The 9,783-nt window shown below is 41.0% G+C and carries 8 protein-coding genes, 10 tRNA genes and 1 rRNA gene; 18 read left to right on the top strand and 1 reads right to left on the bottom strand.

All coding sequences use genetic code 11. The features are described from left to right. The 12 genes from rrf to rocF all read left to right on the top strand — a co-directional run. A 5S ribosomal RNA gene (gene rrf / locus AB986_RS23000) occupies nucleotides 1-76 on the top strand; the annotation flags it as partial. A gap of 10 nt (nucleotides 77-86) precedes the next feature. Continuing rightward, nucleotides 87-161, top strand: a tRNA-Asn gene (locus tag AB986_RS18215). Nucleotides 162-165: 4 nt separating this feature from the next. Next, nucleotides 166-241: transfer RNA gene (locus AB986_RS18210), tRNA-Thr, on the top strand. A gap of 6 nt (nucleotides 242-247) precedes the next feature. Continuing rightward, nucleotides 248-322: transfer RNA gene (locus tag AB986_RS18205), tRNA-Glu, on the top strand. A 25-nt stretch (nucleotides 323-347) separates the two neighbouring features. Continuing rightward, nucleotides 348-423: transfer RNA gene (locus AB986_RS18200), tRNA-Val, on the top strand. Nucleotides 424-502: 79 nt separating this feature from the next. Beyond that, nucleotides 503-578: transfer RNA gene (locus AB986_RS18195), tRNA-Thr, on the top strand. An 11-nt stretch (nucleotides 579-589) separates the two neighbouring features. Then, nucleotides 590-674 (top strand) — tRNA-Tyr (locus AB986_RS18190). Between the two features lie 4 nt (nucleotides 675-678). Then, nucleotides 679-754 (top strand) — tRNA-Lys (locus AB986_RS18185). A gap of 3 nt (nucleotides 755-757) precedes the next feature. Then, a tRNA-Gly gene (locus AB986_RS18180) sits at nucleotides 758-832 on the top strand. Nucleotides 833-846: 14 nt separating this feature from the next. Then, nucleotides 847-920 (top strand) — tRNA-Gly (locus AB986_RS18175). A 4-nt stretch (nucleotides 921-924) separates the two neighbouring features. Continuing rightward, nucleotides 925-1,000, top strand: a tRNA-Ala gene (locus tag AB986_RS18170). A 263-nt stretch (nucleotides 1,001-1,263) separates the two neighbouring features. Further along, nucleotides 1,264-2,166, top strand: coding sequence for an arginase (rocF, locus tag AB986_RS18165; RefSeq protein ID WP_048313048.1), 903 nt, complete (start codon nucleotides 1,264-1,266; stop codon nucleotides 2,164-2,166). Between the two features lie 25 nt (nucleotides 2,167-2,191). On the opposite strand, the gene AB986_RS18160 is transcribed toward rocF, so the two are convergent. Beyond that, nucleotides 2,192-2,401, bottom strand: coding sequence for an aspartyl-phosphate phosphatase Spo0E family protein (locus AB986_RS18160; protein WP_048313047.1), 210 nt, complete (start codon nucleotides 2,399-2,401; stop codon nucleotides 2,192-2,194). A 224-nt stretch (nucleotides 2,402-2,625) separates the two neighbouring features. Here AB986_RS18160 and sigW point away from each other — a divergent pair, with 224 nt between their 5' ends. From sigW to glmS, 6 genes are all read left to right on the top strand, one after another. Continuing rightward, nucleotides 2,626-3,189 (top strand): RNA polymerase sigma factor SigW, encoded by a 564-nt coding sequence (gene sigW, locus AB986_RS18155; protein ID WP_048313059.1) that lies wholly within the window; start codon nucleotides 2,626-2,628, stop codon nucleotides 3,187-3,189. Nucleotides 3,190-3,203: 14 nt separating this feature from the next. Next, a complete protein-coding gene (locus AB986_RS18150; protein ID WP_048313046.1) occupies nucleotides 3,204-3,833 on the top strand; it encodes an anti-sigma factor family protein in 630 nt (209 codons plus the stop codon). Nucleotides 3,834-4,020: 187 nt separating this feature from the next. Further along, nucleotides 4,021-4,839, top strand: coding sequence for a diadenylate cyclase CdaA (gene cdaA, locus AB986_RS18145; protein WP_048313058.1), 819 nt, complete (start codon nucleotides 4,021-4,023; stop codon nucleotides 4,837-4,839). After that, the gene (locus AB986_RS18140; protein ID WP_048313045.1) at nucleotides 4,839-6,077 is read left to right on the top strand and encodes a CdaR family protein; all 1,239 of its coding nucleotides are present in this window, start codon (nucleotides 4,839-4,841) and stop codon (nucleotides 6,075-6,077) included. Before cdaA ends, AB986_RS18140 begins: the two co-directional genes overlap by 1 nt. A gap of 37 nt (nucleotides 6,078-6,114) precedes the next feature. Then, a complete protein-coding gene (glmM, locus tag AB986_RS18135) occupies nucleotides 6,115-7,458 on the top strand; it encodes a phosphoglucosamine mutase (RefSeq protein ID WP_048313044.1) in 1,344 nt (447 codons plus the stop codon). A gap of 479 nt (nucleotides 7,459-7,937) precedes the next feature. Beyond that, on the top strand, nucleotides 7,938-9,743 hold the full coding sequence (gene glmS / locus AB986_RS18130) for a glutamine--fructose-6-phosphate transaminase (isomerizing) (protein WP_048313043.1): 1,806 nt from the start codon (nucleotides 7,938-7,940) through the stop codon (nucleotides 9,741-9,743). Nucleotides 9,744-9,783 lie beyond the last annotated feature (40 nt).

The raw sequence follows: 9,783 nt of genomic DNA, 5'->3' as shown, positions 1-9,783 counted from the left end.
GAACACGGAAGTTAAGCTCTTCAGCGCCGATGGTAGTTGGGGGATCTCCCCCTGCAAGAGTAGGACGTTGCCAGGCTGACCAATATTCCACAGTAGCTCAGTGGTAGAGCAATCGGCTGTTAACCGATCGGTCGTAGGTTCGAATCCTACCTGTGGAGCCATAATGCTTCCATAGCTCAGCAGGTAGAGCACTTCCATGGTAAGGAAGGGGTCATCGGTTCGAATCCGTTTGGAAGCTCCAGGACATGGCCCGTTGGTCAAGTGGTTAAGACACCGCCCTTTCACGGCGGTATCACGGGTTCGAATCCCGTACGGGTCACCAATTATTTCATTTAGTTTTACTCTGTGGAGGATTAGCTCAGCTGGGAGAGCATCTGCCTTACAAGCAGAGGGTCGGCGGTTCGAGCCCGTCATCCTCCACCATTTTTCTTAAAATAGTTAACTTACCTTCAGGAGTACTCGGTAGAGTGCACTGTTTTTTATTTGTAAGTTAGACGTTTTTGCCGGCCTAGCTCAATTGGTAGAGCAACTGACTTGTAATCAGTAGGTTGGGGGTTCAAGTCCTCTGGCCGGCACCATTCTTTCTTGTGGAGGGGTAGCGAAGTGGCTAAACGCGGCGGACTGTAAATCCGCTCCCTCAGGGTTCGGCGGTTCGAATCCGTCCCCCTCCACCATTAAGAGCCATTAGCTCAGTTGGTAGAGCATCTGACTTTTAATCAGAGGGTCGAAGGTTCGAGTCCTTCATGGCTCACCATATGCGGAAGTAGTTCAGTGGTAGAACATCACCTTGCCAAGGTGGGGGTCGCGGGTTCGAATCCCGTCTTCCGCTCCAATTAATTTAATAATGCGGGTGTAGTTTAGTGGTAAAACCTCAGCCTTCCAAGCTGATGTCGTGGGTTCGATCCCCATCACCCGCTCCAAAATGGGGCCTTAGCTCAGCTGGGAGAGCGCCTGCCTTGCACGCAGGAGGTCAGCGGTTCGATCCCGCTAGGCTCCACCATTTTCCTTAAACCATGTTTAAGGTTTTTTTATGTTCAAAAACATAGGGTTTCTATAAACCATCAGCACTTATGATACATGTAGTATTCGTTGGTTTTTGATAATTGTATTGTTGTCTACTCTCTTCCTCTCTTTATATTTATCCGTAAACCCATCCAGTTTGCGTAATTGTATGAATATTTATTCGGATTTTATGTCAGGTTGAGTCATTTGTTAGGATATGGGTAAAATAGAGCTAGACTAAGATACGAGGAGGACTACATAATGAATAATCAATTATCAATTATAGGAGTACCAATGGATCTTGGCCAGATGAGGCGTGGAGTAGATATGGGACCGAGCGCGATCCGTTATGCAGGAATTGTTGAACGATTAACAAATTTAAGCTATGATATCGAAGATCTTGGTGATATTGAGATAGGGAGACCTGAGAAGAGCCCTGAAGAACAGGATCATCAGTTAAAGAATCTAAAAGAAGTAGCAGATGCGAGTGAGAAGCTATCTGATGTAGTAAATGAGGTAGTTAATCGTAAGCGTTTTCCACTTGTTTTTGGAGGAGACCACAGTATCGCAATTGGTACACTTGCTGGTGTAGCTCGTAATTATGATAATCTGGGTGTGATTTGGTACGATGCCCATGGTGATTTGAATAACTCTGCAACATCACCTTCTGGAAATATTCATGGCATGCCACTTGCTGTAAGCCTTGGCATTGGGGATGAGTCCTTAACTGGAATTTCAGGTTATACACCTAAGATTAAACCAGAAAACATTGTTATAATTGGTGCCCGTTCTCTTGATGAAGGGGAGCGAGAATTGATTAAGGAAAAAGGAATTAAAGTATATACAATGCATGAGATTGACCGCATGGGTATGACGAAGGTAATGGAAGAAGCGATTGAGTATGTATCGAAAGGAACAGATGGTGTGCACTTAAGCCTCGATCTTGATGGACTTGATCCACATGATGCACCTGGCGTTGGTACTCCCGTCCTTGGGGGAATTAGCTACCGTGAAAGCCATCTTGCAATGGAGATGCTCGCTGAATCAGATATTCTTACATCTGCTGAATTTGTAGAAGTTAATCCGATTTTAGACGAGAAAAACAAAACAGCTACCGTTGCTGTAGCGTTAATGGGATCATTATTTGGAGAAAAGTTAAAATAAAATAAAAAAACTGCGGCCTTCTTTATTAGAGAGCCGCAGCTTTTTTGTTTCGACATTGATCATATACATTTAATAGGAAGTCTAGATATGTGCTGATTTCTACAATCTCAGAAGAGCTAAGTGGTTGGTTTCTCGCTAATAAATTCATTTTTTGGCGTGACGATTCAATTTCCGCGAGTAAATGATCTTTATCTTGCTCTATGTGAAAGCTTATTTGTCGATCCAACGTTTCCATAAGCCCAACCACCCTTTCAATAATTTACATCCTTAATACCCACTATAAGAAATGCTTAAACTATTTTTTGTTAGAAATATATGTATTTCCATTAATACCAGTGAAACAAACATGCTAGAATAGGGAAAGATGAACTGAATTTTTTTTATAAAAAAAGTGAAACTTTGTGTTTCCTGGTACGTAACTATAGTAGCCGCAGGAATCAGCGGGGGTTGAGAGAAGAAATGGATGCCATAGTAAAAAGAATTATATTGCAAGTGAGAAAAGGAGATCATAATGCATTTGGGGAGTTAGTGGAACTCTATAAAGATAGAGTTTTCGCATTATCTTATCGAATGCTCGGTAACAGGCAGGAAGCAGAGGATGTAGCACAAGAGGCGTTTATTCGAGCTTATACAAATATTGATCGCTATCAAATTGATCGCAAATTCTCTACATGGTTGTATCGCATTGCTACCAACTTGTCTATTGACCGAATGCGTAAGAAAAAGCCTGATTATTACCTTGATGCCGAAGTTGCAGGTACAGATGGATTAACAATGTACTCTCAAGTTTCAGCAGACGAACAATTACCAGAAGATGAAGTAGTTTCTCTAGAAGCACAAGATGGTATACATCGAGCTATTTTAAGTCTTCCAGCTAAGTATAGAAGCGCAATTACGCTGAAATATATTCAAGAGCTATCCCTCAAGGAGATTAGTGAAATATTAGATCTCCCAATCGGTACAGTCAAAACCCGAATACACCGAGGGAGAGAAGCACTTAGAAAGAAGCTTCAAGAGCAATGAAAGGGGGAGAAGCTATGAAATGCCCTGCAGAAATGATAGGAATTATGCATGACGTACTTGATGAAGACGCAACGAAGGAACAGAAGCGTCTATTGTTTGAACATATACAAACATGTAGTGACTGTAAACAACATTATGAAGAATTAAAAAAGACGGAATCGTTTCTCCTCAGCTCGCCTTCTATGGAGGCACCCGATGGTTTTACATCAAAGGTAATGAAGCAGCTTCCGCAGGAGAAGCGAACGGTTTGGATAAAGCGTTGGATGAAGTCACACCCACTGGTTACAGCAGCAATCCTATTCCTTGCTTTGATGACAGGTTCAGTTTACTCATCTTGGACGAGTGAAGATCAACTATCTGCTTTGTCCGGTAACTTGAGATTTGATCAAGAAACCAACACAGTCATTGTTCCTGAAGGAGAGGTAATTGAAGGAGATTTAACTGTTAAGAATCGTAACCTTGAAATAGAAGGCGAAGTTAAAGGTGATGTCCTCGTTATTAATGGGGAACAATATATGGCTTCTGCTGGACAAGTGACAGGCGAGATTGAAGAAGTTGATCATATCCTTGATTGGACCTGGTATGAATTAAAGAAACTTGTTTACAATTTAGGTGATTTCTTCACAAACGAAGAAAGCAAATAAACCGTCCATTTGGACGGTTTATTTACGTAGTAATGAAGAACAAATTGAATAATTGTTCCCTTACCGGCACGAGCTTTTTTTTGAACATAGAATAATTATGATATAATTAAAAAGTTACAGATGTATTTTAGCGATGCAAATAGATGAACCTCAGGCTAAATACAATATGTTTGGAGGAAGTGCCGTGCTGCCTGTTGGAAATGTAAATGTTTTTGACTACATAACAGAGATAATAGATATTCTACTTGTGACCTATGTTATTTATAAAATCATTATGCTTATTCGCGGAACAAAAGCAGTTCAGCTTTTGAAAGGGATAACCGTAATAATCGCAGCATGGTTTTTAAGTAGTTTCTTTGAATTAAATACCCTGCACTGGATATTAGAGCGGGTAGTTCTCTATGGACTTCTTGCGATAATTATTATTTTCCAGCCAGAATTACGTAGGGCCCTTGAACAACTTGGACGTGGTAGATTATTTGCCCGCACAGCTGTTGAAGAAGAAGAGACAAACAAAATGGTTGAAGCAATTATTAAATCGTCTTCCTATATGGGGAAACGTCGAATTGGTGCTTTGATCTCGATTGAGCGCGAAACAGGTTTAAATGACTACGTAGAGACGGGTATTCCAATGAATGCTAAGCTAACTTCAGAGCTGCTTATTAATATATTTATCCCTAATACGCCGCTTCATGATGGGGCTGTTATTCTGAAGAAAGACGAAATTCTTGCAGCTGCCTGTTATTTACCACTTTCCGAGAGTCCTTTTATCTCTAAAGAGCTTGGGACGAGACACCGGGCTGCTCTCGGGATAAGTGAAGTAACAGATAGTTTGACGCTAATCGTTTCTGAAGAAACAGGAAGCATATCGCTGACAAAAAATGGAGAGCTTCATCGAAACTTATCTGAGGAAGTCCTTCGTGATTTGCTAAATGCTGAATTGAACCCTGCTGTCTCAAAGACTGAAACTTCCAACCGTTTTAGTAATTGGAGGGGGAAAAAGTAATGGACAAATTGCTAACAAGTAATTGGTTTGTCAAGATCATCTCTTTTCTTCTCGCTCTTATGCTCTATACTATTGTGGCGATGCCAGACGCTTCTACATCAGGTACACAGGGGTTGTTTGAACCTGAGACTGAAAGTGAATCAATAACAGATATGGAGCTTCAAGTGCTTTCTGATGAAGACAATGTGGTGGTATCTGATTTACCCGAAACCGTCGATGTCGTTGTTAATGGCCGAACCGATAGTGTCATGCTATCAAAGCTTAAAAATAAAGAGATATATGTGGATTTACGGAATTTAACTCCTGGACAGCATCTTGTTACGGTCAAACACCGAGATTTTCCCGAAAATGTTGATGTAACAATCGATCCTGCTAGGGTTTCTGTCACAATTGAAGAAAAGAATTCAAACAACTACCAAGCTGGTATAAACCTTTTAAAGGTGGAAGAACTCCCTGAAGGCTACACAACAGAAGAGCCGATTGTGACACCTAAAACGGTTAGTGTAACAGGAGCGAAATCAAAACTTGATCAAGTTGCCTTTGTACGAGGGTATGTAGATGTAAGCGGTGCGAAGGAAGAAGTCAATCAGCGTATTACACTTAATGTATACGATGGGAATATGGACGAAATACAAGGATTAACAATTGATCCCGCTGTAGTTGATGTTAAAGTGCCAATTAAAGAACCATTTAAAAAGGTACCCATTAAACTCGATCAAAAAGGTGAACTTCCTGAAGGTATAAGTATCTCTTCTATTGCTCTTGAACCTACAGATGTATCAGTATTCGGACCAGAGGAAGAACTTGAAGAACTGAAGTTTCTTGATGGCATTCCTCTTGATCTTTCAGAAATAACAAAGGATACAACAATTGAGCTTGAAATACCTGTTCCTGAAGGTATGAATAAGGTAGACCCAGGGACGGTGAAGGCAACTATTTCCGTCGGTAAAGAAGACGAGAGAGCATTTGATGATGTTCCGATTAAAGTGACTGGGGTATCAGATGGTTTGGAAGCTAGCGTATCGAGTCCTGAGACAGGGGTAACAGATATGAAGCTGTATGGTGCAGCAAGTGTGCTTGATAATATACAAAACGGTGATTTCCAGGCATATATTGACGCAAGTGGACTGTCTGAAGGTGAACATGAGCTAGGTCTACAGTGGAACGGACCTTCCTATGTCCGATGGTCAGGGTCAACGAAAAAAGTCACTCTTACAATAGAAAACAGAACATCATAGTAGCAGCAATTGCTTGATAATAAAGGAGAGTATAACAATGGGTAAATATTTTGGTACCGATGGTGTAAGAGGTATAGCAAATACTGAACTAACCCCTGAACTTGCATTCAAACTAGGTCGCCTAGGTGGCTATGTTTTAACAAAGAATACTGAAAAACCAAAGATTTTAATTGGACGCGATACACGCATTTCAGGATATATGCTAGAAGGAGCTTTAGTAGCAGGTCTGTTATCAATTGGAGCAGAAGTTATGCGTCTTGGTGTTATTTCTACGCCTGGAGTTGCTTATTTAACGAAAGCCCTTAGTGCACAGGCTGGCGTAATGATTTCAGCTTCACACAATCCTGTTGGAGATAACGGTATTAAATTCTTTGGTCCAGACGGATTTAAATTGCTCGATGCTCAAGAAGAAGAAATTGAAGCGTTAATTGATAGTAATGAAGATCAGGTTCCTCGTCCTACAGGCTCTGACTTAGGCATCGTAAGTGATTACTTTGAAGGCTGTCAGAAATACCTACAATATTTGAAACAGACAGTAGATGAAGACTTTTCTGGACTTCATATTGCTCTTGACTGCGCACACGGTGCAACATCGTCACTTGCGGCTCACTTGTTTGCAGATCTTGAAGCAGACATTTCTACAATTGGTACGAATCCCACTGGAACAAACATTAATGACGGAGTAGGCTCGACACATCCAGAGACGCTCGCTGAGTTTGTTAAAGAGAAGAATGCCCATGTAGGATTCGCTTTCGATGGTGATGGCGATCGTCTGATAGCTGTTGATGAAAATGGTGATGTTGTTGATGGCGACGAAATCATGTTCATCTGTGCAAAGTTTATGAAAGACCAGAAACGCTTACGCCATGACACAGTTGTTTCAACGGTTATGAGTAATCTTGGTTTCCATAAAGGCATGGAGGAAGCTGGTGTAACGTCACTTCAAACAAAAGTTGGAGATCGTTATGTAATGGAAGAAATGCGCAAAGAAGGTTATAACCTTGGCGGAGAACAGTCTGGACATATTATTTTCCTTGACCATATTACAACTGGTGATGGTATGCTATCTGCACTTCAACTTGCGAACATTATGAAAGTAACAAATAAATCGTTATCAGAGCTTGCTGGTGAAATGAAGAAGTATCCTCAATCACTTGTAAATGTAAAAGTAACGGATAAAACAAAAGTGGATTCGAATGATAAGATTCAGGAAACCATTCAGAAAGTGGAAAGTGATATGAATGGAGAAGGACGAATTCTAGTCCGTCCATCAGGAACTGAACCGCTCGTTCGTGTAATGGCTGAAGCCCCTACGAAAGAGCTTTGTGATGAGTATGTTGATCGTGTTGTAAAAATGGTTGAACAAGAACTTGGAGCATAATCCACAGAAACCTATATATGAAACGAATGGTATGCATGTGCGACACAAAAAGTGTCGCATGTGCATACGTTTTAATATCAGAGAAAGAATAACTGTGCCCCCCTTTTTTACAATAAGCCAGCAAAGGCCTTACTTAATAAGATAAAAAAAAGAATTGACCAGCTTTTTACAAATGATGTAATATAGTATGAGTATGTTTATTCTTATTCTAGAAGGGAAAGAGAGGGAAGTTAGGTTAGTTTTACTAAAGCGCCTGGACTGTTTTCGAACGGAAGAAAACAGTTGACGAGGAAGAGGTTCATCGAACATCGGCGGATACCTCTCGATTGCTACACCACAATCGAACGGTTTTGTGAAAAACAGAGAGGTGACTTTCTGAACAAAAGCAAAACCATGGTGATAACGTTTATAATCGGAAAAGAAGGGGCAGGTCTGCCCCCGTTGTATACCTGCTCCTTCAATTGAAGGAGGACTTTTACATGTGTGGTATTGTTGGATATATTGGAAATCAAGATGCTAAAGAAATTCTATTACGAGGTCTGGAGAAGCTTGAATATCGAGGGTATGACTCTGCAGGTATTGCGCTTCTAAACGACGACGAACTACACCTTTTTAAAGAGAAGGGCAGAATTGCTGATCTTAGAAAAGAAGTAGACACAAGCGTGGAAGCTACGGCTGGTATCGGCCATACTCGCTGGGCAACACACGGTGAACCAAGCCAGATTAACGCTCACCCACATCAGAGTTCTACTGAGCGGTTCACGCTTGTTCATAACGGCGTAATTGAGAATTATCAACAAATCAAACGTGACTTCTTATCCGAAGTTGATTTTGTAAGTGCAACAGATACAGAGGTTGTTGTTCAATTAATTTCAAATCTTGTAGAAGTACAAAATTTGACGGTGGAAGACGCTTTCCATCAAACGTTGAAAGAACTACATGGTTCTTACGCGCTTGCACTTATAGATAATACAAACCCTGAAACACTATATGTTGCTAAGAACAAAAGTCCACTTCTTGTCGGAATTGGAGATGATTTCAACGTAGTGGCAAGTGATTCTATGGCAATGCTTCAAGTTACAAACAAATTCATCGAATTGATGGATGAGGAAGTCGTTATCGTTAAGCGTGATTCTGTTACGATTAAGGACATGGACGGCAACGTGATGGAGCGGGAGCCATTTACCGCTGAGATCGATGCAAGTGATATTGAGAAGGGTACGTACCCTCATTACATGCTTAAAGAAATTGATGAACAGCCGCTTGCGATTCGTAACATCATTACGAAATACAAAGACGAGAATGACAACATTAAGCTTGATGAGGATATTCGTGAAGCGATGAAAGACACAGATCGCATCTACATCATTGCTTGTGGAACAAGCTACAATGCAGGACTTGTTGGTAAGCAATTGATTGAAAATATTGCAGAGGTTCCTGTGGAAGTGCACATTGCAAGTGAATTTCTTTATAACATGCCGCTTGTTTCAAAGAACCCACTCTTTATCTTCATTTCACAAAGTGGTGAAACAGCAGATAGCCGTGGCGTACTTGTTAACGTTAAGAAAAAAGGATTCAAGTCACTTACGATTACAAACGTTCCGGGATCTACTCTTTCTCGTGAAGCTGACTACACGCTGCACACACATGCAGGACCTGAAATTGCAGTAGCTTCAACAAAAGCATATACAGCACAAATGGCTGTATTAACATTGCTTGCGGTAGATACAGCACAAGCTAAAGGCATGAAGCTTGATTTCAATCCAATTCAAGAACTTGGAATCGTTGCGACTGCAATGGAATCAATGATTGATCAAAAAGAAATGATCGAGGGAGTTGCACGTAACTTCCTTTCAGTTACACGTAATGCATTCTTTATCGGACGTGGCGTAGATTATTATGTTTGCCTTGAAGGAGCTCTTAAGCTTAAAGAAATTTCTTATATTCAGGCTGAAGGCTTCGCTGGTGGTGAGCTAAAGCATGGTACAATTGCGCTTATTGAGAAAGGAACACCTGTCATTGCACTTGCTACTCAAAAGCACGTAAACGGAAGCATCCGTTCAAACGTACAAGAAGTTGTTGCTCGTGGCGCTTCGCCGTGCATTATTTCTCTTGCTGGACTTGAAGAAGAAGGCGACACCATCGTCCTTGATGAGGTTCATGAGCACCTCACTCCACTTGCGTCTGTTGTACCTCTTCAACTGCTTGCATACTATGCAGCACTGCACAGAGAATGTGACGTGGATAAGCCAAGAAACCTTGCTAAATCAGTAACTGTGGAATAAATCTAATTAATAATAGGGTTCTTTTTGTATTATTAAAACA

It is taken from the genome of Guptibacillus hwajinpoensis (genome assembly GCF_001039475.1).
GTDB lineage: Bacteria > Bacillota > Bacilli > Bacillales > Guptibacillaceae > Guptibacillus > Guptibacillus hwajinpoensis.
The sequence above is the reverse complement of the archived record's forward strand: the minus strand, read 5'-3'. Positions and strand labels throughout refer to the sequence as shown.